Origin of the sequence: Methylobacterium indicum (assembly GCF_017347565.1) — a bacterium.
GTDB lineage: Bacteria > Pseudomonadota > Alphaproteobacteria > Rhizobiales > Beijerinckiaceae > Methylobacterium > Methylobacterium indicum.
The window spans coordinates 79,448-105,056 of the sequence record NZ_AP024146.1; the positions used below are offsets into that span (position 1 = coordinate 79,448).

Annotated in this window: 17 protein-coding genes; 5 read left to right on the forward strand and 12 right to left on the reverse strand. The window is 66.8% G+C overall.

The window, feature by feature from the left end; translation table 11 throughout:
* Positions 1 to 4: 4 nt before the first annotated feature.
* The 5 genes from miv_RS30675 to traA all read right to left on the reverse strand — a co-directional run bounded on the left by miv_RS30675 (position 5) and on the right by traA (position 9,909).
* On the reverse strand, positions 5 to 2,257 hold the full coding sequence (locus miv_RS30675) for an anthranilate synthase component I (RefSeq protein ID WP_207183700.1): 2,253 nt from the start codon (positions 2,255 to 2,257) through the stop codon (positions 5 to 7).
* 1,197 nt (positions 2,258 to 3,454) lie between these two features.
* The gene (locus tag miv_RS30680) at positions 3,455 to 4,366 is read right to left on the reverse strand and encodes a hypothetical protein (protein ID WP_207183701.1); all 912 of its coding nucleotides are present in this window, start codon (positions 4,364 to 4,366) and stop codon (positions 3,455 to 3,457) included.
* Positions 4,363 to 5,664: a Fic/DOC family protein gene (locus miv_RS30685; protein ID WP_207183702.1), complete on the reverse strand. Its 1,302-nt coding sequence runs from the start codon at positions 5,662 to 5,664 to the stop codon at positions 4,363 to 4,365. Before miv_RS30685 ends, miv_RS30680 begins: the two co-directional genes overlap by 4 nt.
* A complete protein-coding gene (locus miv_RS30690; RefSeq protein WP_207183703.1) occupies positions 5,661 to 5,948 on the reverse strand; it encodes a hypothetical protein in 288 nt (95 codons plus the stop codon). Before miv_RS30690 ends, miv_RS30685 begins: the two co-directional genes overlap by 4 nt.
* 220 nt (positions 5,949 to 6,168) lie before the next feature.
* The gene (gene traA, locus miv_RS30695) at positions 6,169 to 9,909 is read right to left on the reverse strand and encodes a Ti-type conjugative transfer relaxase TraA (RefSeq protein ID WP_207183704.1); all 3,741 of its coding nucleotides are present in this window, start codon (positions 9,907 to 9,909) and stop codon (positions 6,169 to 6,171) included.
* Between the two features lie 498 nt (positions 9,910 to 10,407).
* Between traA and miv_RS30700 the strand changes: the two genes are divergently transcribed.
* Genes miv_RS30700 through miv_RS30710 form a run of 3 tightly spaced genes read left to right on the forward strand, consistent with a single transcriptional unit; the run spans position 10,408 to position 12,945 of the window.
* The gene (locus miv_RS30700) at positions 10,408 to 10,758 is read left to right on the forward strand and encodes a TraC family protein (RefSeq protein ID WP_244749112.1); all 351 of its coding nucleotides are present in this window, start codon (positions 10,408 to 10,410) and stop codon (positions 10,756 to 10,758) included.
* Positions 10,742 to 10,939 carry a conjugal transfer protein TraD gene (locus miv_RS30705; protein WP_207183705.1) on the forward strand — a complete coding sequence of 66 codons (198 nt, stop codon included), beginning with the start codon at positions 10,742 to 10,744 and terminating at the stop codon, positions 10,937 to 10,939. The genes miv_RS30700 and miv_RS30705 overlap by 17 nt, the downstream gene beginning before the upstream one ends.
* A complete protein-coding gene (locus miv_RS30710) occupies positions 10,936 to 12,945 on the forward strand; it encodes a type IV secretory system conjugative DNA transfer family protein (protein ID WP_207183706.1) in 2,010 nt (669 codons plus the stop codon). The genes miv_RS30705 and miv_RS30710 overlap by 4 nt, the downstream gene beginning before the upstream one ends.
* A 184-nt stretch (positions 12,946 to 13,129) precedes the next feature.
* Here miv_RS30710 and miv_RS30715 read toward each other — a convergent pair whose 3' ends face one another.
* Complete coding sequence (locus miv_RS30715; RefSeq protein WP_207183707.1) at positions 13,130 to 13,303, reverse strand: hypothetical protein; 174 nt, start codon at positions 13,301 to 13,303, stop codon at positions 13,130 to 13,132.
* A gap of 646 nt (positions 13,304 to 13,949) precedes the next feature.
* Between miv_RS30715 and miv_RS30720 the strand changes: the two genes are divergently transcribed.
* Positions 13,950 to 14,342 (forward strand): hypothetical protein, encoded by a 393-nt coding sequence (locus miv_RS30720; protein ID WP_207183708.1) that lies wholly within the window; start codon positions 13,950 to 13,952, stop codon positions 14,340 to 14,342.
* A gap of 39 nt (positions 14,343 to 14,381) precedes the next feature.
* Here miv_RS30720 and miv_RS30725 read toward each other — a convergent pair whose 3' ends face one another.
* The 6 genes from miv_RS30725 to miv_RS30750 all read right to left on the reverse strand — a co-directional run bounded on the left by miv_RS30725 (position 14,382) and on the right by miv_RS30750 (position 24,797).
* A complete protein-coding gene (locus miv_RS30725; RefSeq protein ID WP_207183709.1) occupies positions 14,382 to 15,308 on the reverse strand; it encodes a DUF2493 domain-containing protein in 927 nt (308 codons plus the stop codon).
* Positions 15,309 to 15,651: 343 nt separating this feature from the next.
* The gene (locus miv_RS30730) at positions 15,652 to 16,713 is read right to left on the reverse strand and encodes a DUF7146 domain-containing protein (RefSeq protein WP_207183710.1); all 1,062 of its coding nucleotides are present in this window, start codon (positions 16,711 to 16,713) and stop codon (positions 15,652 to 15,654) included.
* Positions 16,714 to 16,738: 25 nt separating this feature from the next.
* Complete coding sequence (locus miv_RS30735; RefSeq protein ID WP_207183711.1) at positions 16,739 to 21,097, reverse strand: strawberry notch family protein; 4,359 nt, start codon at positions 21,095 to 21,097, stop codon at positions 16,739 to 16,741.
* 385 nt (positions 21,098 to 21,482) lie between these two features.
* A complete protein-coding gene (locus miv_RS30740) occupies positions 21,483 to 21,788 on the reverse strand; it encodes a DUF4326 domain-containing protein (protein WP_207183712.1) in 306 nt (101 codons plus the stop codon).
* Between the two features lie 186 nt (positions 21,789 to 21,974).
* On the reverse strand, positions 21,975 to 24,203 hold the full coding sequence (locus tag miv_RS30745) for a ParB/RepB/Spo0J family partition protein (RefSeq protein ID WP_207183713.1): 2,229 nt from the start codon (positions 24,201 to 24,203) through the stop codon (positions 21,975 to 21,977).
* Between the two features lie 114 nt (positions 24,204 to 24,317).
* Positions 24,318 to 24,797: a hypothetical protein gene (locus miv_RS30750; protein ID WP_207183714.1), complete on the reverse strand. Its 480-nt coding sequence runs from the start codon at positions 24,795 to 24,797 to the stop codon at positions 24,318 to 24,320.
* Positions 24,798 to 25,428: 631 nt separating this feature from the next.
* Between miv_RS30750 and miv_RS30755 the strand changes: the two genes are divergently transcribed.
* Positions 25,429 to 25,602 carry a hypothetical protein gene (locus miv_RS30755; protein ID WP_207183715.1) on the forward strand — a complete coding sequence of 58 codons (174 nt, stop codon included), beginning with the start codon at positions 25,429 to 25,431 and terminating at the stop codon, positions 25,600 to 25,602.
* The last annotated feature ends 7 nt before the right edge of the window (positions 25,603 to 25,609 follow it).

Consider the following 25,609-nt stretch of genomic DNA (forward strand, 5'->3'; position numbering starts at 1 on the left):
TAGATTACGTATATTTTTGATCAGTCATAATCAATCCTGATCCGCGATTTCTTGCTGAAAATCTTTGATTTTTATCTTCCAAATAAGCACTATGGTCTGACTTATATGTACTTGCAATTGAAATTACATTTTTGATAATTTGAAGACCGCAATTATTCTTTAGAGTCATTATCGACTCGGGGTGAAACTGTACAGCGATGACTGGTTCGGTGACGTGCTCAATAGCCATTATAACATTGTCAGAAGTTGTCGCCACGACTGCCAACGCTGGTGGCAACTCATTGGGGTCCGCCGCCAGCGAATGGTAGCGTCCTGCTTCTATGCGTTGATCTAGATCACTGAACATGCCTCCTTTCGTCAAGTGTATATTTGACGGTTTTCCATGTACTGGCACGTCCATCTCGATCAATTTGCCGCCGAATGCTTCCACAATCCCCTGCAATCCAAGACATACGCCGAAGATTGGCGTACCCGACCTGCGTGCTTCCGTTATCACCGCCGACATCTTGTAGTCGGCAGGCCGTGCGGGTCCGGGTGAGAGCACTACAAGATCTACAGCATACCGAGAAAGCTGAACCGGCGTAATTGGAGCTCTGATAGTGGTGACCTCGGCTCCGCACTGTCGAAAATATCCCGCCAGAGTATGAACGAATGAGTCATCATGATCTATCAAGAGAACACGCAACCCGCTGGCGACGAAATCATTACGATCAACCTCATCATTCTGTCCGATATGAGGCGAACCGTCGAGAGCACGCAACAGCGCAGACGCCTTTAAATGGGTTTCTGCCTCCTCATCCTCCGGAATTGAGTCAGATAAGAGTGTTGCCCCTACTCGTATTTCGGCGATCTGGTGCTCTATGCGTATAGTTCTCAAAGTCAATCCAGTATCGAGGTTTCCGTTGAAATAAATCATGCCAACCGCCCCTCCGTACCATCTACGTGGTGTTTTTTCATGATCTTCGATGAATTGCATAGCGCGACGTTTTGGAGCTCCAGTTACTGTTACTGCCCAAGCGTGCGACAAGAAGGCATCAAGTGCGTCGAACCGCGTTTCGAGGCAGCCTTCAATATGATCGACGGTGTGGATCAGCCTAGAATAAATTTCAATTTGACGTCGCCCTATGACCTTAACCGATCCAGGCTCACATACACGTGATTTGTCATTTCGATCGACATCAGAACACATTGTTAATTCGGAAACGTCTTTTGCTGAATTAAGCAGGGTCCTAATTTGATCAGCGTCTGTAATCGCGTCTTGACCGCGGGCTATCGTGCCAGAGATCGGGCATGTCTCGACACGTCGGCCCGTTACTCTAACGAACATCTCGGGAGACGCACCCACTAGATGCTCAGCTTGACCCAAATTTAGAAAAAACCCATAAGGTGCTGGGTTTATGCGTCTTAAATCTTCAGCAATCGCTGATGGTCGACGTTTCAGTTCGGCATAGAAGGTGTGTCCAGGCACAACTTCAAAGAGGTCACCTCGTTTGAAGTGCTGGTAAGCTTGCCGTACAGTATCAGCATAACTTCCAAGTTCAGGAGATGACGGTAACGGCCGAGATGAAAATTCTTGTGCTGTTTGAGGGTATTCTACGCCATTATGCAACCGGGAACAAATTCCATTCACAGTAAAATCGTATTCATATTTCGTTATGAAATCGGCAGCCGAGTTTTTGACAAGTATGTTATCAGGTAAATATAATACCAAATCTCTCTGCTTCTCGGAACGAACTTGACGCTTTTCTATAGGTTCGAACTGGAATGCCAAATCGTAACCAAACGAACCGTATAGACCGAGATAATTGCATTCCTTACTATAAAATAACTCAACCAGAGATCTGATTGCTGAAAAAACGCTCGGTTGTCTTACTCTGTTTTCTTCGATAAAATCTTCACATGATTTAACAATATATAAATGTATATAATCATTTGATATTATAATTTTTTCCAACCAACGTTGGCACGATAGCCAATCAGAAAGTGGTTGTATTAATATATTACCTCTTGGATTACAGGCGCTGATTTCAATTTTGCGGTCGACGGCTGTAATGCATAGTATAGGATCAGTGAATGCGATACTCCACTGCGTGTATCGATTTGGATATTCATAATCAGAATATATCATCATTCCTAAGTTGTCATCTAATCGTGTCCTACATTTATCATATTCGCTTTTATCAACCTTATATTCCCTCCGAGTTACTGCTATTCCGCCTGTTGTGACATATTCAATCCGACTCAGATGCTGTTCCATGACTGCCTCTTTTTGTTTTGTTAGAAGAATTTTGAAGATGGAGCCGACAACGGTATTTTTAATAGCGTCTTATCGGTTTGTATAGCGCGCAAGTACTATATGTCTCTCTGTCTGCAAGACATGATGTCAATGATAATTGATATCATATAGCACTTAAAATCCGTTATCATTAGCCAGCCAACTACTGTATCCACGTCTGTTGGGCGCAACACGATTTTACGTGCCAATCTTACGATATATGCTATCGCTTACCCAAGGAAATCAAATCATATGCTGCGAGCCATATGTCAAGAAAATTTTTCTTTGCTATATTATTTCTCACTGCTTGTCGCTTAAAAATTGAAAAAATTAGAAACAATCGACGATATACTTAGCCATGACATTATTCGCGTTAGACAAACTGCGATCGCCCCTTTTGTCTGCACTCTCATCGGGAATTAAAATTATAAACCCGAATCTTATGATACAGATTTAATAAATCCGTAATTACAATGAGTGATGCATCGCAAGAAAATTGTTCCATTTGATCCGCTATCATCTAAAAGATTGAGCAGTACGCGCCGATGAGCCTGATGGCACTCACACCCCTGGATCACGCGCTGCTGATCGGCTGGTTTGACTACGTGTTCGAGTAGTGTCTCCAGTAGCACTACATACGTATTTGATGCTATCTACTCTGGTCGAGCTGATGATGCCGGTGGCACTCAGACTATGCTCGTCTCTGAATGCGGAAGCATACGAAGCCGAGGATCTAACCGTCTCGCTGCCCGCCCTCTACGACAAAGTCACCTGCACCGACCGACCCTATGTTGCTGCGCGCCCTCGTGCATGGCAGCGCTGCGCTGTTGGCCCCGGTAATTACGACAGCAGACAGGGGCCATCCGAGCATGCCAGGACTGCAATGAGCATGCCGGACGACGGGCGACCACCTGCCCGACAAACAAGGCCCGCCAGCGGCGCCGCTAATGCTCGTCGCGGTCGTGCAGCATGTTGCAGCGCTGGCAGCCGGCCGGTCGCTGGCCGGTCTGGTCGTCGGCTCCGGCTCACCATCCTGGGCGTCATCATCGGCGTCGTGACCACCTACATGACCGGATCGGGCACCTGACGGTCTTCCTGGCCGGTACAGCGTGAGGCGACAACAGCGCCGAGCGGATACATCCGCTCGGCGCTTTTTCACGATGCCGGACTAAAGGGACCTCAGTAGGTCGTGATCTTTGATTGCAGGACCGGATCGACGTGGCGAAGCCATGCGTAGTCCGGGAAATGCAGGCGCTGAGCCGTCAGGGCTTTCGCGCCGAGCTCCGTCACGGCCGAGGCGAGATCCCGCTCGGTCTCCAACACCTTGTGGACCTGCTTGAGAACCGCATCGGCCCGCCCATTCTGGTCGGTGATCGCCTGGAGCAGGTAGCCATACAGGGTCGGCAGGAGCGTTTCGGGCGGCTCCGCGAGCGGATTCCCCACCTGGCGGTCAGCGGCCGTCCTGGCAGCCTTCAGGACGGCCTCACGGGCCTTGCGATCGGCGACAGGCGCCACCGCGTCGATCGTCAGGAACAGGGCGGCGGCGAGGTGCCAGGGAACGCCTTCCAGCACGGGCTCCACGGCCGGGACATTGAGGAGGTCGCGGACCCCCGCGAAGGTGTTCGGGCAAGGGGCCGGTTTTCGAACCGTATCCTGGTCCTCGCCGGGCAGCCGCACCAGCCGGTCGGCCGGCACGAACCGGCTGCGGATCTCGCTCTGGCCGAACCCCTTGGGTGGCAGCGCGATGAGCGCGTCGATGTGGTCGCGGCTGCGCTTGCGCCAGGCGAGGTAGCCGATGAGCGCCGTGAGCAGGGATGCGACCAGGCCGAAGACGGCGCTCGACTGGTAGATCGACACGAACGCGAACGGCTCGCCGGCCGGCATGCCGGTGAAGTACCGGCCCCAGCCGGTGAACCGCCACAACGTGGCGCTCTCGATCAACCGCAGGGCGGCATAGAGCCGGCCGAGAACCGGCGTGAACGTCCACCACAGGAGGCTGAGCACGGCCATCGTGGCGAATGCGACGAGGCCGAGGACAACGATCCTGGCGGGCGAGACGGTCTCGACCGGCTTATCGTGCAGGGCGGTCACAGCGACGGTCCGAGCTGGGGCTCGTCCCGGGCGAGGGCCTGCGCTTGCGCGAGCGTCTGCTGGCGATCGTCGAGCATCAGGGCCTGCACCACGGGCTTGAGGACGGCGCGGACCTCCTCAAGGTCCTGTCCCTTGGGCAGGAGGCTCCTGGCCTCCTCGGGACTGCCCTGGATCAGCATCGCCGAGCCCTCCCGGCCGAAGCGCTCGATCAGGCTCTTGTCGATCTGGCGCACCTCCGCGATCAGCCCCGGATCGGCGACGATCTCGCGGGCCGTGAGAGTCTTCAGGGCGTCGGCGAGCGCCGGGCTCGGGCCCGGTATCTCAATGCGGTTGCGCACGGCATCCTCCGGCCGCTGGCCGGCGAGCAGCACGTAGCTCGCCGGGATCAGCACGCTCCCGACCACCTGGCTTCGTGCCACCTCCGCGCGCGGCTGAGTGCGGTCCAGGGTCTCGCCCTCGGCGAGCACCCGCACGTCGACGCGGGAGTTGTTCTGCGGCATCACGCGGAACGAGGCGAGCGGAACCGCAGCGAGCACGCGGTCCTGACGCACCAGGGCATGGTCGTAGTTCGTAGCGACCACCTGGCCCCGGATCTGGGAGCCGGGCTCGGCCAGGACGATGCGCGGCGACCCCATCAGCCGTGTTGCCTCGAAGGCCTCGGCCGACAGACGCCCGAGAAGCGGATGGGCGCGCTGCTCCTCGGAGTAGCGGGCATTCCGCACCATATCGGCCAAGGGCTGGATCTGGCCGCGGGTGGCGAGCACCAGCTTGTCGCGGGTCTCGCTCGGCACCCGGTTGATCAGCGCCTGGTCGAGCGGCTGCTGATGGTGGCGGGCGTACTGCTCCATGAATGCCAGGAGGGTGCGGGTGTTGCCCTCCCGGAATGGGTGGGCCTGGAACAGCGTCGCCATGTTCTCGGCCAGGCACATGGCCGGCCGGCTCTCCTTCAGGTTCCCCGGCTTCTCCTGCGCCAAGCTCGACAGGGCCGACTTCATCTGCGCGTCGATCTGCGCCGGCGGCGTGTAGGCGACGCTCTTACCCTTGAGCACGACCTCGGGCTTCCACAGATCGACCGTGCGGGTCTCGCCCGCCCACGGGTAGATCTCGGCAAAGAGCCGCTTATGGATCGCCGCGAAATGCGCTTGGTCGAAGGTGCCGAGCACCGGCTCCTTGAGCATCTGGCGCAAGGCCTGGAACGAGACGATCTGCTCGCGCTCGGCCAGCGCCTCCGGATCCCGGATGTCCGCATTGTTCTTGAGGGTGTCGGTGCCCTCGTAGACGTAGGGATCGCCGCTCACGCCATCGCTCCCTTGGCACGGGCGCGGCGGGCGTCGAGCGCCTCGAACACCTCGTCGTTGGTCACCAGACCGGCGCCGGCGAGGAGGGCGCCGAGTTGCACGCGCAGCGACATCGCGTTGCCCGAGCCGAGCATGATCGCGGCCGCCTGCTCGTCCTCGGGCGAGGTGAGCGCGGTGACGAAGGGCGCGAACTCACGCTCGTCGACGCCCGAGGCGACAGCGTCGAGCAGGATGAGGGCATCCTCGCGCTGGGTCACCAGCGCCGGCAGGTCGCGGAAGCTCATGGGTCTCGTTCCTCGGTTCAAGCCCGGCCGATCCGGCGCGCAGGCAGCGACTCTCGATCCGTCCTCGAGACGGCTAACATCCCGACTGTCCTCTCTCTCCTACCCTTACCCATCGTCGCTTCGGCGCCAATACGGAGCGCGTGTCGTGTGCGTCACAGCGGCAGCCAGAGATTGTGCTCACGGCCAAGGCCGGGGACCCGATCCGCGACCTGCGGGAGCGTCAGGGCGTCAGCCCGGGATCTCGGTCACGGTCGAGGTCCCGGCGCTGATCCACGCTCCGCTGCGGCTGTACGTCGACCTGCTGATCGAGCTCGCGGCGCAGGACCTGGGCGATCAGGTGATCCAGGCTGCCCTCCTTGAGGTAGGTGGCCACGAACCCAGCCCCGGACAGGATCTCGCGCTCCTCGCGCGTCAGCCACTGCCCCGGTCCGAGCCCCTTCTCGGCCGATCGCCCGATCGCCCCGCTGGCGCCGAACCGGTCGGCGACGGCACTCGCGAATGCCTCGATTTCAGCACGTTGCTCGGAGGTCGCCACGGCCTTCGCGACGACCGCATCGAACGCCCGAGGATCGGTGCCAGGCGTCCGGGCGATCGTGATCAGCGCGGCGGCGGCGGCTGGCGACAAGCCCGGCACCTCGATCGCGATGCGCCACCGGTAACGCTCCTCCTCCGGCCGCATCTTGTCGGCCATGAACGAGAACATGTTCTTGAGGTCGATGGCGGACCTCCTGAGTTCTCGATAGGAGGCTTCAGCCTTCTCGCGTTCTTCCTTCTCGGCCTTCGGAACAAACCAGCCTTTTCGCCCCCGCAGACCGCCATAGGCCTCGGGGTCGGCGAGCAGGTCATCGATCCGTCCAGGGTAGCCCTCTCCGGACGTGCGAAGCTGGCCGTAGATCGCCTTGTAGAGGCTGGCGGGATCCTTGACCGCCAGGCGGATCTCGTAGCGCAGCATATCGAGTTCCGCCTTCAGGTGTCGCTGCGGATCGACCCGACTTTCGAGGACCGCATCGATCGCCGCTTCGTCGTAGGGAACGGCGGCCAGGAACGGCTTGAGCGGTAGCTTGACCTCTGCCGTTTCCGCCGGCTTGGACGGGATCGTTTCGGCAGCCGAAGGGCGGGATGCTGCGAGCACCTGCCAAGCTGCGGTAAGCCGCCCTGTGAGGCCGTGCAGGCGCCGCCAACGCGCCTGCGCGGTGCGGATCATGGTGCGCGCCCGCTTCACGAGCGCAGGCGCGAGGACGGCGTGGCCGTTGAGACCACGCCGCTCGGCAAAGGCCGAGGCGAGCGCCCGGACATCCTGTGGTCGCACCCGGTCGGCGACGTCTGTTTCCGCGCTTTCCAGACGGGCAAGAGCCGCGTCGAGCGCGGCCAAGGCCGGCGAGCCGGAGGCGTCGACAACGGCAGCGGCGGGCTTCGGGTCGGGGCCGATCGCAGCCGCGCCGCTTCCCGCCTCGAGGCGACCGGCGAGAGCCGAGAGATCCCTGGCGATCCGCTTGGCATCGAGCAGCGGAAGATCGCTCGCGCGGTCGCGGACCGGCTCCCCATCCATCGGCTCGGGCGGGCGCGTCAGCGCGACGGCGGCCTCACGGAATGCGGCCTCGCCGGCATGATCCAGGGTCGAGGCTTTCGAGCCATCCCGCGAGAGCCGGCGCGACAATCCGTCGAGCGCGGCCGCGTCGAGCACGTCTGGCGCGGGCTCATGTCCGAGCTTGGCCTTGCGCCAGTCGGGGATGAAGTCGGCGTGGGCACCGTGGAGAACGACGCTGTGGCGATGGCGCGTCAGCGCCACGTAGGCGAGATGGCGATCCATGCCGGGCGTGGCGAGAACATGCACCCGATCGAGGGTCGCGCCTTGGCTCTTATGCACGGTCGCAGCGTAGCCGTGATCGAGGTTGCGGTAGCTCTCGGCATGGACCTCGATCCGCTCACCGTCGCCTCTTCCGTCGCGATCGAGCCTGACCGTGAGCCGGCCGCTCGACGCGGCCTCGACCGTGGCCAGCATGCCGTTCTTCACCCCGAGCTGGCGATCGTTCTCGAGGAACAGCACGCGGTCGCCGGGCGCGAACATCCGCTCGCCGCGGGCCGTGACGAACCGGGCTTCGTCCTCCAGCATCCCGTCGGCCTTGAGCGCGGAACGCGCCATGGCGTTGAGGGCCAGAACGTCGATGTTGGTCTGGGCCAGGATCAGCGTTTCGCTCGCGCGGCCATCGGGCTTGGCGGCGAGGTAATCCGGCTTCCAGGCCGCGATCAGGGCCTCGCGCGCACCGTCACGATCGGGCGAGAACCGCACCATCCCGGCTTCACTGTAAACGCCGAGTGCCGCGGCCGCCTCGCCCCTGGCAAGCGCCACGCTTGCACGCCGCATCGCCGGATCGGCCTGGCGCCAGATCTCCGACAGCTCGGCGTAGCCGATCGTCTCGACGATCGCCCGAAAACCCGCACCAGCCTCGATCGGCTGGAGCTGCTGGGCGTCGCCCACCAGCACCAGCTTGGCGCCGCGGCGCTCCACCTCCTGCACGATCCGCGAGAGCTGCTCGGAGGCGACCATGCCGGCCTCGTCGAGCACGAAGACGTCGCCGGGTTTCAGCACGTCACGCTCGTGCTTCCAGGCGAGTTCCCACGATGCCAGCGTGCGGCTCGCGATCCTCGCACTCTTCTCCAACCCCTCGGCCGCCTTGCCGGCGAGGGCCCCGCCGACGACGGCGTGACCGGCCCCGATCCAGGCCTCGCGTGCGACGCCGAGCATGGTGGATTTGCCCGCACCGGCAAACCCTACGACGGCCGCAATCCGCTCAGGCGCCGTGACGTGCCGGACCGCCTCGCGCTGCTGCTCGGACAGTTCCGGACGGGCGGCGATGGCACGGTCGAGCGCACGCGGTGAGACCCCGTGACCGGCATCGGCGTAGAGCCGTCCGGTCGCGGCCTGCATCAGGATCTCGGCCTGGAGCAGCGCCCTCGTGGTCCATCGCGAGGGCGATATTACGCGCCCGCTCTCGGGGTCGAAAACCTCCTCGGCGACGGCCACGAGTTCGGGTGATTGGCCGAGCCTGAGACGCACCGCATCGAACGCGGCCGGGTCGTCGATGTAGCGGAAGACGGCGCGGGCAATGTCGCGCTCATCGAACACGCTCTTCTCGCGCGAGAGGATCGGCAGCAGCTTTTCCGGATCGGCGATGATCGCCTGCGCATTGCGGGCGCGTTTCTTTTTCTCCTCCTCGACGCGATCGGAGACGGTGCCGCGCAGGTTGGAGGCCTGGACGCCGATATGCTCGGTCGGCTCGATCCGGATGCCGGCCTCGACGTGCGAGCGGTGGTCGATGCGCAGGTCGAGACCCGCCGCCGCCAGGTGGGTGTTCGCGACCTCGGACCACGAGCGGCGCCAGGGGACCAGGTGCTTCATCGGCCCGGCAAGGCGCTCGTAACGAGGCTTGCCGTCCTCCCGGTAGAGGATGTCGCCGGCACGGTCCCGGGCGAAATCGAACTTCGCCCCGAAGCCGTCGTCGGTCAGCATCCTGAGCGGGACCATGACGTGGATGTGCGGATTGCCGGGCGCGTCGTGCAGGGCCCAGTCCGCGACGTAGCCTTTCGACGTGATCTCCGCCTCGACCCAGTCGCGGGCGAGCGCAACGTTCTGGTCGAAGGTCAGCTCGATCGGCAGCGCGATGTTCATCTCCATCGCGAACCCGGTTCCCTTCTGGCCCTCCTTCCGCTCGACGGCGTTCCAGAGATAGGCCGAGGCGCTGGTCTCGCTGCGACCGTCGATGCCGGTGCGAAACCAGGCCGGGATCTGGGCGGGCAGGCTCAGCTCGGTGTGGGCGACGTTCTGCTTGCCCTCGTAGGAAATGACCTTGCCGTCGCTCTCGCGGGTCATGGTGGCCGCGCGCCGATAGGCGGCGGAGGCGACGGCGCTCCGGCCGGCGCCGCTACTGATGACCTGAGCCGAGAGGTGATAGATGGCCATGCGAGGGATACCCGAGCTTGGCCTTACCAGCTAACGCAGGGAAATGCAAATTTCCCCATAAGTGCGCCCCTTCGTAAACTCAGGCGACTTTGCGGAGGCGCTGCGCGCCGTAGCTCCGAGTGAGAGCGGCCCCTTCGGGGCCGGCACGTCCGTCCGTCGTCAGCCGGCCTGCGCGAGGTGGGTTCGCGCCGTATCACCCGGAGGGGGCAGGGTGCTGGTGAAGGATGGCTGCGTGACCCTTGGTGCCAGAATGATGGCGGGCGACAGCGAGACGAGGAGGTCTCTCGGGACGGCTGGCTCCGACAGGAATGCGAGAGAACCTGCGGCCACGCCGTGCCGGCTCCGGGAAGGAAGCTTGGCCTTTGGCAGTGGGGATGGATCGGCGTCCAGAGCCTGCATGGAAGGCCTGAGAGGCATCACCACTTCCTCGACGATCCGCCCCAGTGTGACGCTGCGATCACGGCTGCGCACTCCCGGCAGCCATGGGACTGGCGCTTCTTGACGCAACGTTTCCCGATCGCTTCGGCGATGTTAACCATCGCCTGTCCAACGGAAGGGGAAGAGGCATCCATGGCCAGGTCGAAGTCGCGCGAGGCCATCGTCAGCGAGATCGCGGCGCTCACGAAGAAGCTCAAGGAGCATGACAAGGCCGAGGCGGAGCGGATCGGCAACATGGCGCTCAAGGCCGGCCTCGGGTCGATCAACATCACGGACGAGGCCCTGGCCCGGGAGTTCGAAGCGATCGTCACGCGATTTCGTGCGGAACACCCGGAAGTGGCGGAGCCAAAGGGCAAGAGAGCTCGAGGCCCTGGACCGGCTCAAGAGGGAGCTGATGACCAGGCAGCGTGAGGAGCGGAGCCAGGACGCCCACAGGAAGATCAAGCTCGGCGGCCTGATCGTGAAAGCGGGGCTCGCCGACATTCCGACCAACGTCCTGCTCGGCCTCCTGGTCGAGGGTCGCGAGCGCATCCGCGACCCTGCCGTGGAAGAACGACTCGCCCGCCTGGGGGATAAGGAGTTCAAGGCATGAAGTGGATCTACGGCGCCCTCGCCGTCGCGGTCGGCCTCGCCCTGCACCTCGCATTCACGCTGGTACTCGGCCCCCTGGTCGGGGCGTTCTACGTCGTCGAGCCGGGCCATTCGATGATGGTCCAGGCCGTGCGGGTGGCCGCGGTGGCGTTCCCTGCGCTCATCCTGTTTGCCATCTCGGGCCTGGCCCGGCCCGGCGATAGCGGCCGTGTGGTCGCAGTTTTCTCCTCGCTGTTCCTGATCGCCCTGTCCGTCTGGACGGTGCGCGAGGAGATCGCCCGGCTGACCGCTCTGAACCCGGGTGCGGATACGCGAGCCCTGCTGCGCCAGGCCGACATCCCGCTGTTCTGCGCCGTGTGCTTTGCGGGCTTCGTCGCCTTCATCGCACCGGTCGTTTCGCTGGTGCGGGTCAGGAAAACCACGCGCGGCTACAACAAGCCGATCCGCTCGAAATCCGCCGCCCACGGCGATGCCGAGTGGGCGACGATGAAGCTCGCCGGTGAGCTGTTCCCGGAGGACGGCGCACTGGTGCTCGGCGAGCTATATCGGCCCGACCTCGACCCGAAGACCACGTCGCGGATCTTCAAGCCGAACGATCGCAAGACCTGGGGCTCTGGCGGGCGCAAACCGCTGATGGGGTTCAACGCCGATCTCGGCTCCGGCCATGGCCTGATCTTCTCCGGATCGGGCGGGTTCAAGACGACCGGCACGGTGATCCCGATGCTGCTGTCGTGCCCGTGGAACGCGGTCGTGCTCGACCCCTCGACCGAGCTTCATCCGATGCTCGCCAACTACAGGAGCAAGATGCGTGGCCCGAGCAACCGTCGACGCGTGTTCTGCATCACGCCGAAGGACCAAGAGAGCGGGTTCAACGTGCTCGACTGGATCGGTCGGGGGGAGAACTCGGCCGAGAAGGACATCGCGGCCGTGGTCGGCTGGATCGCAACAGGCCCGGTCAAGCGCGCCGACCCCAACGACTTCTTCCGAAACTCGGCGCTCCAGCTCATCCGCGGGGTGCTCGCCTATATCTGCCTCAACAAGGGTTTCGACGCGACCAAGCCGCGGACGTTGCGCACCCTGCGCGAGATGATCTCGCAGCCCGAACCGGACTTCCTGATGCAGCTCGGTTGGATCCTCAGGGCCGAGGAAAAGGACTCGTTTGCCGCGCTCGCCCTCGGCCCATTCAAGTCGATGACGCCGCAGACATTCTCGGGCGTCTACGCGACCGCGGCCGACCTGACGAACTGGCTGTCGTTCAAGGAATACGCCGCGATCGTGTCTGGGGGAAAGTTCTCCAGCCTCGACCTCATCGACGACGATATCGACGTGTTCGTGGCACTCGATCTCCAGACGCTTCAGGATTATCCGGGGCTGGCGCGTGTCATCATCGGCGGGCTGATGAACGCGCTGTATCACGCCAACGGCGAGGTCAAGGATCGCGTCGCGTTCATCCTCGACGAGGCGGCGCGGCTCGGCAACATGGGCCTGCTCGAGGTCGCGCGCGACGCCGGCCGGAAATACGGCATCGTGCTCGTGATGGTGTACCAGGCGCTGGGCCAGCTTCGCCAGCAATGGGGCGATAAGGACGCTGTCTCGGCGTGGTTCGAGTCGACCTCGTGGCAGTCGTTCTCGGCCGTCACCGACGTCGAAACGGCCAAGGCGCTGTCGGAGCGGTGCGGGTATTTCACCCAGGAGGTCGTGTCCTACAGCCAGCAGGCCCGCACGGGCAAAGGCTCGGGCGGTGTGAGCCTGTCGGCCTCGACCTCGCTGCACAAGCGGGCCCTCATCATGCCCGACGAGATCATCAACACGATGCGGCGCGACGAGCAGATCCTGTGCGTGCCCGGTGTCGAGCCGATCCGCTGCGGCCGAGCGATCTACTTCCGTCGCGAGGACATGAAGAAGCTCGTCGGGGACAACCGCTTCTTCCTCCGCGAAGCGCAGGAAGCGGAGGACTACCTGACCGAGTTCGAGAAGTCTCTGGAGGACTCGCAACTGGCGGCGTAACCGGCGGCCGGACGGGCCGCTCGCCGCGACGCCGGTCGCGGTGAAACCCGTCCGTGAGGACGGTTCGGCGGGCGCCCGATCGGGTGCCCGCCGAAGGCTTGACCCGCGCGCTACGAACCAGAGTGAAGCCCCCCGATCGCCGGGGTTGAAGGCCGCCGGTGGGGCGGCCCTGGAGGAGGGGGTTTCAGCCCTCCGGGGGAAGCTGTGCGACCCGGGCCTGGGCGGCCTTCAGCTCGGCCTGGATGGTGCGCCGCTCGCGCGGGCAGGAAATGGAGGCCAGCTCGGCCTGGAGTTCGGCCACGTGGGTCACGAGGGCGTAGCGGGCGTGGGCGGGGAGGGTCGAGGTGTGGCGCGGCATCGGCGGGGTTTCCTGAGGCGCCGGGACCGTCCCTGCGCGATGCGACCCCCCAAACAGGCGGCGGCTCCGCCTGCACCCCGAGAGGGGCCGGAGCGCAGCGGAGGACCGGCCGGACTGACGATTTTGTCCCGCGAGGAATGGCGCGCAGCGACAGGGGAAAATCGTCTGGCCGGACGGTTGCGGGCGGAGACGCCGTCTGTTCCCTTGTCGCCATCGTGTAGGGACGGTCCGTCGCTGTGGCGACCTGGCTGCCGCGCTTCACCGCCGGTCCCGCATGGGGCGGTTCGACCGGACGCCGGGCTTGCCGGATGGGGCGAGGTGGCCGTCTCCCACCCTCGCCGTAGGTCCAGATTGGCGCGGGAGGCGGCCCCCACCGCGCCGCCGCGTCTCGTGATGGCGCCCGCTCCGGACGCCTCCAGCCTCGCCACCTGACCAGATGGGCTCCCTCGCTGGGGAGGAGTGCTTCCAGCCCGGCGCAGGATCCTCCCCAGCCGCTTTCCGCGGCAGTGCTGACCGGATGTTGAGGCTGTGCTACCTAGCGGGTTATCGGCACAACTCTGGGGCAAGCATGGCCGGAAATCCCCTCGCTCCCTTCACCTGCTCTGATGCGGCCTCAGTCCCTTTTCTGGCGACGTCTTGGTCGACCGTGAAGGCCATTTTCGAGAGTCCCGTCTCGCTCCGGTTCGAGGTCGGGTATCCGGCCAATCTCCGCCTCACCTTGACCGTCAGCGGCGTGCCCATGTTCGCCATTGGGGTCGAGGATGTGGGCGAGCTGATCGAGGGGTTCCAGCTTGGCGGGGATCCCGTCGTGTCCTGTGAGCGCGCCGTCTTCTCACTGGTCCAGGTCGGGGATGTGGTGCTCTACAGCGACGCCCTCACCAAGGTCTCCATCCCGCGCGGGGCCTACGATCGCCTCGCCGCCCTCGTGACGGAGTTGATCGGCGATCCGCGCGTCGATGCGGCCTTCCAGGAGACCTACCTCCAGCTTGCCCAAGAGGCGCGGGCCGCCGCCTGGGGCCCGGGCTGTCGGGAGCAGTAGCGGCCCGATCACGGACCGCCACCGGAGCGGGTCGGCGCCTCACGCGCCGGCCTTCACGCCCCGCCGGACGGGGATACCCTTGGCCATCGCCTTGTCGGCGAGGTTGTCGGAGATCCCGCCGCCGGGGAAGTGCACGACCCCGATCGGCGCCTGCTCCAGGATCTGGTCGTTGCGCCGGAAGGGGGCCGCCTTGCTGTGGCGCTTCCAGTCCGGCTTGAACACCACCTGAGCGACCTTGCGGTTCTCCGCCCACTTCGCGGCGATCAGCTCGGCGCCCTCGCCGCCGCCGTGCATCAGCACCATGTCGGGGTACTTGGTCCTGACGCGGTCCAGGGTGTCCCAGATCACCGTGACGTCCTGGAACTGCTTGCCGCCCGTGAAGGCGATCCGGGTGCCTTGCGGCAGGTGGATCTCGGTCTCGGCCCGGCGCCGGGCGCTGATGAAGTCGCGCGAGTCGATCATCGCTGCGGTCATGGTCGCCCGGTTGACCTGCGAGCCGGAGCGCGGGCGCCACAGCGACTTGGTGATCCGGGTGAACCGGTGGGCGGCAGCGTCGCGGGCGTACTCGAAGGCGTTGCGCAACTCGCAGAGCGTCTGCCCGAGAGCGATGAGCCGCTCCAGCTCGACCGACAGCACCTCGCTGCCGTCCTGCTCCCGCTGGCTCTGGCGCTGCGCCTGCTCGTTCTCGTCGAGCTTGCGTTCGATCGTCTCCACGCGGCGGTGGAAGACGTTCACGACCCCCCACAGCACGTCCTCGAGGTCGTCCTCCAGGCGGGTGCCGGCGAAGGCCTCCTCGAGCGTGGACATCGCCACGTAGAGGGCGTGGTCCAGCTTGCCGGAGTGGGGCAGGGGCCGGGGATCGTCGTGCTCCTCGAAGGGGCGGTAGCCGGTGACCGCGATTTCCTCGAGCAGGGTCGGATCGGCGGGCAGGTCCTCGTCGAGGGCGTGGGTGAGGTGGTCGAGCATCGGAGGCTCCTCGGGGGTCCGGGGGCTCGCGTCCATCGCGGCCTTCACGGCGACCCAAGGCCGGGCTCGGGGGTCTGGCGCACCCGCGCGAGGATCCGCATCGCGCCGTCAGGCGATGCGGCCGCGCGGGCCGGAGCGGAGTGGAGGACGGCACCCGGCCGTCGATTTTGCTTCGCGATGCAAAGCCGCCCTCCGGGCGGCGGCGGAAAATCGTCGGATGCGGGCCGTTGCGCCCAAGGTCCCCCGACCCGGCATCCGTCGCCCTCTGAAGAAGGCCGTGGACGTGAAGGCTTTCTCGGCCGGGCGGGCCTGTGGCTCGATCCTCGACCCGGGGCGAAGCGGATCAGGCGGCCAGGGCCTCTTCGAACTGGAGGTGGGCCACGGCGTCGTTCGGGTCGAGCTGGGGCGCGAGATGCAGGGCGAGGTCGCGTGGCCCGAGATGGCGCAGGTCGGTGTTGTGGTCGTCCTCGCGGGGATCCAGGTCGGTCACCAGGATGCCCGCGGCCTCGGCGCGCCGGCGCAGGGTCGCGGCCCCGCTCTCGCCAGCTGGGTCGGCGTCGCGGGCGATGTAGAGGTGGCGCAGGCCGGGAGGGAGGATCAGGGCACCGAGGTGGGCTCCGGACAGGGCAGCGACGTGCGGCATGGCCGGCAGGACGCGCTGGACCGACAGCACCGTCTCCACGCCCTCGCCAGCCACCATCATGTCGGGCACCGTGCCGGGAAACCGCACCCCATGGCCGAGCTGGTGGCCGAGGGTCCGCCGCGGGTCGCGCACAGCCGCCTTAGCCCGCCCGTCCGGAGCGAGCCAGGTCCGGCCGACCGCCATGACGGTGCCCGACAGGTCGGTGACGCTGGCCAGCAGGGCCGGATGATAGGCGTCCGGGCCCGGGGGCTCCTTGGCCGAGGGCCGGTACAGGCAGCGCGGGTGGAAGCGCAGGGCTGGCTGGCCGACGGCGTGATCGAGCCCGCGCGAGCGCAGGTAGGCTGCCGCGACGGTGCCGGGCACCGGCCGGCCGTAGCGCAGCATGCGGCGGGCCGACTCGACCGTGTCGCGGGCCTTCGGGAGCGGGCGGGCCCGTTCAGGCACCGGCGGCTGGGGCAGGCTCAGGAACGCCCGCGCCTCGTCGAGGGCGTCCTTCCAGCGGTCGCCGCACTGCATCCGGATCACGTCGAGCAGGTCGCCGTGCTCACCGGTCGCCGCATCGGTCCACTTGCCCCGGGCGCCCTTGCCCCTGCTCGGACCGGTAAGTCGCACGTACATGGACTCGCCCTCGCTGTTGAAGGCGTCCCCGACGCACCACCAGCGGCCGTTCCGGCGGCCGTTCGAGAGGTAGCGTCGGCAGAACGCCTCGACGTTGTCGGCAAGCTGGCGCGAGAGGTCCGCGGCGGTGGGATGGGTCGGCATGGTCGGCCTCCGTCGGGTTCGTGCATTAAGCGTGAGCGGAAGCGTTGACGCAACGCAGGAGTGCGTAGCGTTCGATGACGGCGGCCAGGATCGTGGCTCCACCCTCGCCGATCGGGATGAACAGGCGGGTGCGCCAGGCGATCACCTCGGCAAACAGCCCGATCGACTTCAGCCCGGCCCGCGCGCTCTCGCTCGCCCCGATCAACTCGATCCGGTTCTCGCCCATCACCCTGGCTCTCTTGACCTGGAGGCCGCCGGCGAGCTGGAGGCTGGCCCGCCCTCCGAGCACCGCCGCGTAGGCCTCGGCCGGGGCCATGGCGGTGCCGGCGCCGAGGTTCAGCCGCTCGCGAGTGACGTGCAGGTCCTGCGGGTCGACGACACGCCCGACGATGCGCTCGCCGGCATCGGTCACGAGGCGGAACACCCGCATGTCGATGGCCGGCAGCCGGTCCCAGATCGGCAGCAACAGGCCGGTGACGACGTAGAGCGTGCTCTCGTCGAATTCCGGCAGGCTGGCGAGCTCGGCTGCCCAAGCCGCCGCGAAGGCCTCCGCCGGCACCTCCTCGAACGAGGATCGGGCGTACTGGTCGCGGTCGAGGAGCTGCCGCTGGAGCGGGCGCACCAGGCGGACCCGCGCCACCACAGAGCCGTCCTCGCGGGTCTCGCTCGCGGCCTTCCCCATCAGCGCCGGCCGGCCGGACTTCCCGTTGATCACGGGGCGGAAGCCCTCGGCGATCATGGTGAGCGCCGTGGCGAGGTCGAGCGGCCGGAGCCGTCGGCGCTCGGCGATCGTGAGGAGGTGCGTGTGTGCGCCGCTCACCGGGTGGGTGTAGGCCACCTCGCGATCCGTCACCGTGAAGCTCTCGGCGGTCAACACCTCGACGCCGACGTCGTAGACCCCGGCCGAGATCGCACCCTCGATCACCAGGGCCAGGCGCTCTTCGAACGCCTCGAAGAGAACGTTCTGGACCGCGATCCGCAGCGCCAGCACGCGGTTGAGGAAGCGGCCGATCGGCGGCAGCTCGTCGAGGACGGCGCCGCTCTCGGAGGTGAGCGCCAGCCCGGTCATCGCCTCGAACACCTTGAGCGGGCAGCCTGCGATCTCACCGCGCATGATCGCCCAGTAGAGCTGGCGCAACGCGGTGGCCGCGTAGGGCCCCTCCAGATTGTCCTCGGGCCGGAACAGCCCCTGGCCGCCGGTCTGGCGCTGGCCCCGGGTGATCGCGCCGAGCGTGTCGAGGCGCCGGGCGATGGTCGAGAGGAAGCGTTTCTCGCCCTTCACGCTGGTCGTCACCGGCCGGAACCGCGGCGGTTGGGCCTGGTTCGTGCGGTTGGTGCGACCAAGCCCCTGCACGGCCGCTTCGGCCCTCCAGCCGGCCTCGAGCAGGTAGTGGACGCGCAGGCGCTGGTTCTTCGCGCCGCGATCGGCGTGATAGCTCCGCCCGGTGCCACCGGCATCCGAGAACACCAGGATCCGCTTCCCGTCGTCCTGGAAGGCCTGGGTCTCACTGAGGTTGGCGGTCGCCGGCCGGTTCTGGAGCACGAGGCGATCGACGCCGTCGCGCCCCGTCTGACGCACGATCCGGCGCGAGCGCCCGGTCACCTCGGCGACGACGTCCGTGCCGAAGTGGTGGAGGATCTGGTCGAGGGCCGACTGCACGGGGGTCAGCCCGCACAGGTGCTCGATCAGGGCGTCGCGGGTCTCGACCGCTTCGCGGCACTGGACGGGCTGGCCGTCGGCATCGATCACCGGCCGGGACAGGATGTTGCCGTCGGCGTCGCTGTAGGGCTCGTAGAGCTGAGTCGGGAAGGCGTGCTTGAGGTAGTCGATCACGTACTCGCGCGGCGTGACATCGACCTGGAGGTCACCCAACTCCTCAGACGGGATCTCGGCGAGGCGCCGCTCCATCAGCGCCTCGCCGGTCGAGACGATCTGCACGACCGCGGCGTGGCCGGCCTCGATCCCCGCCTCGATCGCAGCGATCAGGCTCGGGCACTTCATCGCGGTGAGCAGGTGATTGAAGAACCGCTGCTTGCTCGACTCGAAGGCCGAGCGGGCCGCGGACTTGGCCGCCCGGTTCAGCGTGCCGCTCTCCCCCATCACGCCCGAGGCCTTCAGCGCCGCGTCGAGGTTGGTGTGGATGACCTGGAAGGCGTCGGCATAGGCGTCGTAGATCGCGACCTGCTCGGAGCTGAGGATGTGCTCCAGCATCTCGACCTCGACGCCGGCGTAGGAGAGCGAGCGGGCGGTGTAGAGGCCGAGCGCCTTGAGATCGCGCGCCAGCACCTCCATCGCCGCAAGCCCGCCCTGGTCCATCGCCGTGATGAAATCCGAGCGGGTGGGGAAGGGGAAGGCCCCGCCGCCCCACAGGCCGAGCCGGTGGGCGTAGGCGAGCTTCTCGACCGTGACCGCGCCGGTGGCCGAGACGTAGAGCACCCGGGCGTCGGGGAGGCGGTACTGGAGCGCGAGGCCGGCGCGTCCCTGCTGCGAGGCCTCGACCACGCCGCGGTCGCCGGAGCCGGCCGCGGCGTTGGCGAGCGCGTGGGCCTCGTCGAGGGCGATCACGCCGTCGAAGTCCGGCCCGAGCCAGGCGAGGATCTGGTCGAGGCGCGAGCCGGACCCGTTCCGCCCGGCGCCGCGCAGGGTCGCAAAGGTCGTGAACAGGATGCCCTCGGCCAGCGTCACCGGCTTGCCGGGCGCGAAGCGCGACAGCGGGACGATCTGGAGCGGCTCCTGGCCGAGATGGCGCCAATCCCGCTGGGCGTCCTCCAGCAGCGCCTCGTTCTTCGAGATCCACAGCGCCTTCTTCCGCCCCTGCATCCAGTTGTCGAGGATGATCCCGGCGACCTGCCGGCCCTTGCCGGCGCCGGTGCCGTCACCGAGGAAGAAGCCCTGGCGGAAGCGCACGGCGCCGTCCGCGCCCTTGGCCGCGGCCGAGAGGACGGTGCCGGTCTCGTCGACGGTCCAGTGACCGGGCAGGTGCTGGGCGTGGGCGGCACCGGCATAGATCACGGTCTCGAGCTGGCACTCGGAGAGCAGGCCGGCGGTGACGACCGCGGCCGGCAGGCGCGGGGCGTAGCCCGGCCGGGGCAGGCGCACCGAGGCCATGGCGGTCGACTGGACCAGCGCGGTCGGGTGCGGGTGGGCGCCCTCGATCCGCAGGGTCTCCAGGGCATACGGCTCGTACAGGACCGCCTCCGCGGCGAGCGTCGCGGGCAGCTCCTCGATCACCGTGTAGGCGATCGGCGAGGCCGTCTCGCCGGCAGCAGTCGCGGCGGTATCCTGGCCCGGGGCACGGGAGCGCGGGGCCGCCGCGGGCTTGCGGGCAAAGCCCGGGATCGCTGGGCGGGGGGCCGGCGCGGCGACCGGCTCCAGGCGGGCGGGGACGTTCGCCAGGACGGCCGCCAGCAGCGCGCCCACGTCCTCCATCAGCCCGAGCGGAGCGGCATGCGTGCCCGTCTCGCCGGTCGGCAGCCGGTCGAAGACGTGGAGGCGGACGTCGACGCTGGTGCCGTGCTTGCCATAGGCGCGGCCCGACAGCCCGGCCGAGAACACCAGCCGACCGCCTCGCTCGGCGAGGCCTGCGAAGGCAGGGACCGAGGAGGGGCGATCGGGGCGGAAGCCCTCGCCGGTGATGGCGACGAGGCGCCCGCCACGGGGAAGGCGGGAGAGGGCGGAGCGCAGGTGGTCGGCGGTCGCATCGCGATAGCGGCCCTCGACATGGGCCGCGACCGAGAACGGCGGGTTCATCAGCACCACGTCCGGGATCACGCCCGCGTCGAGCCGGTCGTGGATCTGCGCGGCGTCGAGCTGCGTGACCGAACCGGCCGGGTAGAGCGCCGTGAGCAGCCCGGCTCTCGTCGCCGCCAACTCGTTGAGGTGGAGGCGCGCGCCGGCCAACTCGGCGTGGATCGCGAGCAGGCCGGTCCCGGCCGACGGCTCCAGCAGGGTCTCACCCGGACGCAGGCCGCAGGCGAGCGCCGCGACGTAGCCGAGGGGAAGGGGGGTCGAGAACTGCTGGAGCGCCTCGCTCTCCTCGCTTCGCCGCGTGTGGGTCGGCAGCATCCCGGCGATCCGGCCGAGCATCGCGAGGCGACCGGTCGGGGTCGCGGCCTTGGCGCGGATCGCCGGCCAGAACCGGCGCAGGAACAGAACCTGGGCGACCTCGGTCGCCTCGTAGGCATCCTTCCACAGCCACAGCCCCTCGGCGTCGCTGCCGCCGCAGGCGGCTTCCATCGCCGCGCGCAAGGCGGCGGTGTCGACCGCGTGGCCCTGCGCCAGGGCGTCCGCGAGGCGCGTGCCGGCCTCGATGATCGCTGGGCTCGGGGTCGGCTTGAGAGTGGTGCTGGCCTCGAAGTGTTTGCGGCTGATGGAAACGTTCACGGTCGCGGCTCCTGTCGGATCACGCCGGGCCGCAGGGCTCTCTTTCGCCCTCGTGCCGGCTCAATCCCGGCAGGGCTCCTCTTCCTCTCAGATCACGGACTTCTTAAATCGCAGCGAAGTATTCAGGACACACCATCTGTCCTTCTGGACGGTCAATTCCCTACGGAATCATCGAGACCGTTGACCGATCGAGATCGCCCCGGCCGCGCCCGAGCTGTCCTACGTTGCGTCGAACTATCCCCGTCCGCAGGCCCCCCGCGCGACTTCTTTCGCTCAGGAAGGCCGGTGGCCGACCTCAAGCGGGGCGGCGGGCACCGGCCGGGCGTGATGGCGCGTGCCGCGATCCCGGGCTGACACCCGGGACCGATGCTGATCGCGTAGGAGATCAGGCAGCCGCCGTGACCCCGCGCCACCACGCCACGCGCTCCGCGCGGGTGGCGTTGGCGAGGGACTTCAGCAGATCGCCATGGCAGGCCATGGGGGCGCACCAGCACAGCAGGTCGCGGTCGCGCAGTTCATCGAGCGAGCGCAGCAGGTGGTGCTGGTCGGCCAGCCACCGCCCGTACTTCGCGATGACCTCGGCCCGGGTCCCGTTCTTCCCGATCACGAACGGATTCCCCCACTTGCTGCCGCGGCCGATGTAGATGGCCCCATCGTGGGTTCCGGTCCGCCTGTTCAGAACTCGACACATCGTCCTGCTCCCGATCGCTGATGCGGCGGGGAGACCGCGGGCAAGGGGCGGGGTCACGCGAGCCCCCAGGCGAGCGGTAACGGCTTGCCCGTTGACCCCGGCCCCGACGCGGTCATGCAGGACGCTCGCAGCGATCAGGAGACAGGACGGGCACGAGCGCACAGCTCGCACCCGCCCCAGGCTCTCTCACTCGGCGGCGATGGCATACCCCTGGTCGGGCTCGCCCGGCCCGGACCCTTCCTCCTCCGCAGCCTCGCCAAGGAACGCCGGCAGCGCGACATCGTCAGCCGCCGTCGGCTCGTCGGATTCAGCGGTCTCGGCCGGGGCCGTCGGCACCTCGGCGCTCAGGCCGGGCGTGCGCAGCAATTCGGGCAGCCAGCCGCTGTCGGCCATCAGCCGCTCGGCCTCGCGCGCCATATCGCCCTTCTTGAGGTGGTCGAGGAGCTGGGCCTTGTCCTCGCCCTTGGCCTCGCGCACCGCCGCCAGGATCTTGCCCTTGGTCACGCGCGAGAAGTAGTTGCTCGAGGTCGGCCGCCAGTCCCGGGTCATGTCGAGGCCGACGAGTTGGGCGAGCTGGTCGGCGTGCGGCATCACCTCGGGGGGCCGCCGATCGTAAGCGCAATGCATCGCGTTGACGCTCAGGCCCGCGCAGAGCGCGAACAGGTCCGTCCGCTGCTCGGGCGCCAGATCGACCAGGAAGTCCCAGATCGCCCGATGGTCGGCCGGCAGGCGCTTCGCCCACGCCTCACGCTTCGCGTCGAGGGCGCTCGCTGGCCGGTAGGTGTCGAGGCCCTGGACGGTGTGATCGGGCCGGGCCGAACTGGTCGAGACCTCCAGGCACGACGCGGCGCGGTAGCCGGTAACGATCACCCGGATCACCATGGCGTGCAGCACCGCGATGAAGGCCGCCTGGGGATCGTCGGCCAGCGCCTCGCGCAGGGCGATGGTGCGGTAGGTGGTCAGCTCGGTCCGGTGCTGTTCCGAGAGCGGGCGCTCGACCTCCTCAGGCTCAGGTGCGGGGGCGGTCGCGGGCGTGCCGCCGCCGATCGTGATGATGGCTCGCATCACCGCCGGAGCCGGCGCGGCGACACCGCTCGAGGAAGGGGCGACCGGCGCACCGATCGCCGGCTCCGGCGCCGCGGCCGCGCCTTGGTCGGCTGCCGCCGGGGTCGCCACCTCCGCCCGGGGCTCGTCCTCCGGCCGGACGTAGCCGCGCCGCACCTGCGGCGTGCCGTCGAAGCCGAGGGTGACGAACGCACCACCGATCGCGATGTCGGCCGGGTCGTAGATGTGGGCGCGGGCCTCGAACGCGGCGATGGCCTGCTCCAGCTCTGCCATCCGATGCGCGGCGTCGGCGGGCCACTCCTCGTCGCTGTAGCCGTAGTCGTTGTCGAGCTGCTCACGCTCGGCCAGAGCCGCCTCCAAGGCCTCGTCCTCGGCCTCGCTCAGGTCGGAGCGGCTCGGCAGGACGCGCAGGCCGTAGACGCGGCTGCTCATGAGCGACAGCGTCACCTCGATCCACTTCCAGCCCTCGGCCGCGACGGTGGCAGCGAACTCCGCCAGCTTCGCCTCGGCCAGGCGGTCGAGCAATGCGGCATCGGCGAACCAGCCGTCGCCCCGCTCCGTGAACAGGTCGCGCAGGATCGTGCCGCCGGCAGCCTCGTAGGCATCCTCGCCGACGAAGAAGGCGCGGGGGTCGCCTACGCTCACCGTGCGCTCGGTGAGGGCCTGGCGGATGCCCCAGTTGCTCAAGGCCCCCCGCTTCTTCAGCGCCTCCCAGACCTGCACCTGGCGGGCATGATCCTCCGTGACCGAGAACGCCATGAGGCATTCCAGCGTCATGTCGCCGGCGCCGTAGGCCTCGAGCAGCGCGGGGTTGATCCCGGCGAGCCGCAGGCGCTGCGTGACGATCCGCTCCGTCACGAAGAAGCGGGCGGCGATGTCGACGGTGGGCATGCCGGCATCGGCGAGGGCCTTGAACGCGCGGTACTGGTCGAGCGGATGCAGGGCTTCGCGCATGGAGTTCTCGGCGATCGAGTCCTCCGTCGCGCTGATCGCGCTGCCGGCAGCGCGCACGATGCAGGGCACCTTGACGGTCCTGGCCATGCGCCCGGTCGCCACCAGGTGCTCCAGCGCGCGGAAGCGGCGCCCACCGGCCGGCACCTCGTAGCGGCCGGTTTCCTGGCCCGCCTCGTCGAGGAGCGGGCGCACGCTCAGGGACTGGAGCAGGCCGCGATGGGCGATGTCGGCGGCGAGGTCCTCGATGCTCATGCCGTCGGCGATCCGGCGCACGTTCGCCTGGGACAGGCTCAGCGTCTCGAATGGGATCCCGACCGCCTCGGTCAGCACGATCGTGGCGGCGGTTCTGTGGCCGGGCTTGGTGGAGGACTTGGCGGCGGACTTGGTCCTGGTCATGGTCAGCGTCCCTGCTTCTTCGGGCGGCCGGCTCTCTGCCGACCTCGAAACCCTCACGCAGGCGAAGCCCCCCTCTGACACCAGAAGGGGGCCGACGGATCGATGTACGCCGGATCAGATGGCTGCCTGACGGGCTGCGCCGGCGGCATTGGCAAGGGTCAGTGGCGGCACGGCGGTGGCAACGGCCTTCTCGAGCCGCGCCAGGATGGCGGGCAGCGTCTCGCCGGCGTCATGGGAGTTCCGGAGGGCCGCCAGGGTCATCATCGGCTGGCCGCCCTCGTCGGCTATCTCCTCCACCGGGCTCCCCATGCCCGGCTTCCAGAACTTCACGCCGGCCTCGAACATGCCGGGCCGCGCAATCCAGGCGCGCTGGTAGGGAAGCCCGTGCGTCTGGCAGAACCGGTCGAGGTTCGGCGTCAGGCCGAAGTCCTGTACGTCTTCGAAGGCGACGCTCCTCCCCTCGGTCAAGGCCTCGTTCACGAGGGGGGCGGCCTCGGCGAAGTACATGCCAGCGGCCGCAATCAGCGCCGCGATGGTCTCTTGCCCCTGAAGAACCCCGCCGATGGTCATGGTCGTCATGACGTACTCGCCCATGGTGCCCGCTCCTTCGAGGTCGAGAACCGAGACCTTCTCTCGACTCGTGATCCCTCGTGATCGCGAAGCGGATCCTCTGCCTCTGATGGCACGGTCCGTCCGATGGATCGCCACGGATCAGGCGCGATCCGCGCAGCCGACGCGCTGGATCGACGGCGCAGCAGAGCCTATGATGTCCATGGGGCGGTACGCGCCGCCCTGGGGCGTGGAAACCCCTCAACGAACGGCCTTGGGGTCCGGCTGGACATGGGCCCCACTTCCTGGACCCTTCGGGTCGGGGAGCCTGCGACGTATGTCCAGGCGCTCCGGTGCTAAAGGTCGTAGGGACCGTTTCGTTGCGGTTTTCCAACTCCCCGGCTTTGGGTGGTCGAGGCTCGTTTGCGGGGGCGCACCGCGGACACGGGCCTTGCGGGGAAACGAGCCGTGCCGTGCTCAACCGATCATCATGCCCCGACGCCGCGCTTCGGCGCACGCTCGGGCAACGGTGTCATCTCCCTGATCCGCGTGAAGCGCGCGGATCGCAACGCCGGCGGGTCACGTGGCGCCTTCCTGTCCGCCCCTGCCATGGCTCACGAAGTTCCTGCGGCGGCGCGCCTTGCGATGGGCCCGGGTGCAGGCACGAGCCCGCGTGATGCAAAAGCACCATGGCGGCGACGCCTACTACCTCGCACGCGACCGGGCGCGGCGTCCTGGCGCGCGGCGTCCTGGCGGGCGGCGGGACTGGTTCTGGACTCGGGTCGCGATCGAGATCGCCCGCCTCGAGGGCCGGGAGATCGGCCTGAGCGCCAGCGATCGCCGGCAATAGCGGCGAG

Bases quoted from the DNA above. Each gene is read 5' to 3' on its own strand.
- miv_RS30675 (WP_207183700.1), bottom strand. From the start codon at position 2,257: ATGGAACAGCATCTGAGTCGGATTGAATATGTCACAACAGGCGGAATA.
- miv_RS30690 (WP_207183703.1), bottom strand. From the start codon at position 5,948: ATGAGCTTCCGCGACCTGCCGGCGCTGGTGACCCAGCGCGAGGATGCC.
- traA (WP_207183704.1), bottom strand. From the start codon at position 9,909: ATGGCCATCTATCACCTCTCGGCTCAGGTCATCAGTAGCGGCGCCGGC.
- miv_RS30705 (WP_207183705.1), top strand. From the start codon at position 10,742: ATGACCAGGCAGCGTGAGGAGCGGAGCCAGGACGCCCACAGGAAGATC.
- miv_RS30710 (WP_207183706.1), top strand. From the start codon at position 10,936: ATGAAGTGGATCTACGGCGCCCTCGCCGTCGCGGTCGGCCTCGCCCTG.
- miv_RS30715 (WP_207183707.1), bottom strand. From the start codon at position 13,303: ATGCCGCGCCACACCTCGACCCTCCCCGCCCACGCCCGCTACGCCCTC.
- miv_RS30725 (WP_207183709.1), bottom strand. From the start codon at position 15,308: ATGCTCGACCACCTCACCCACGCCCTCGACGAGGACCTGCCCGCCGAT.
- miv_RS30730 (WP_207183710.1), bottom strand. From the start codon at position 16,713: ATGCCGACCCATCCCACCGCCGCGGACCTCTCGCGCCAGCTTGCCGAC.
- miv_RS30740 (WP_207183712.1), bottom strand. From the start codon at position 21,788: ATGTGTCGAGTTCTGAACAGGCGGACCGGAACCCACGATGGGGCCATC.
- miv_RS30745 (WP_207183713.1), bottom strand. From the start codon at position 24,203: ATGACCAGGACCAAGTCCGCCGCCAAGTCCTCCACCAAGCCCGGCCAC.
- miv_RS30750 (WP_207183714.1), bottom strand. From the start codon at position 24,797: ATGGGCGAGTACGTCATGACGACCATGACCATCGGCGGGGTTCTTCAG.
- miv_RS30755 (WP_207183715.1), top strand. From the start codon at position 25,429: ATGCAAAAGCACCATGGCGGCGACGCCTACTACCTCGCACGCGACCGG.